At 42.3% G+C, this 581-nt stretch carries 1 protein-coding gene; it reads right to left on the bottom strand.

Going from position 1 to position 581, the window contains the following annotated elements:
• Positions 1-581, bottom strand: a 581-nt coding sequence (locus ACFOWA_RS17755; RefSeq protein ID WP_378987762.1) for an Ig-like domain-containing protein, incomplete at both ends; no start/stop codon positions are given.

Below are 581 nucleotides of genomic sequence, written 5' to 3'. Positions count from 1 at the left end.
ATGGTTACCACTATCTCAGCTTTTGGACCTTCACATCCTGTAGAAAATTTCTGCGAAACATAGTATTTCAATGTCCCAGCAACAGCAGTTGAAGGTGTTGGTGCAGATTGCAAAACCCGTCCAGTTTCGTTGTACCAAACTAAAGTTGCATTAGTTTCTTTAGTTGCTGTTAATGCAGGAATTCCGGTTTGGTTTTGGCAATATGATAACGTAGCAGAAACAGTTGGCGCTGCAGGAAGCGGATTGATGGTAACAGTAATCTCCGCCTTATCACCTTCACATCCTGTGCTAAATTTCTGAGCTACATAATATTTTTGAACTCCAACTGTAGCAGTGTAGGGTGTTGCAGCAGATGGAAGAATTTGTCCGTTTGCATTATACCAAACCAAAGTTGCACCACTTGATGGAGTTGCAGATAGAGCAGGAACTCCAGTTTGGTTTTGGCAATATGCTAATGTAGCAGAAACAGTTGGAGCAGCAGGTAGCGGATTGATGGTAACAGTAATCTCCGCCTTATCACCTTCGCAACCTGTGCTAAACTTCTGCGTTACATAATATTTTTGAACTCCAACGGTAGCAGT

The organism is Pedobacter lithocola (assembly GCF_042650845.1).
GTDB classification, from domain to species: Bacteria; Bacteroidota; Bacteroidia; order Sphingobacteriales; family Sphingobacteriaceae; genus Pedobacter; species Pedobacter lithocola.
The sequence above is the reverse complement of the archived record's forward strand: the minus strand, read 5'-3'. Positions and strand labels throughout refer to the sequence as shown.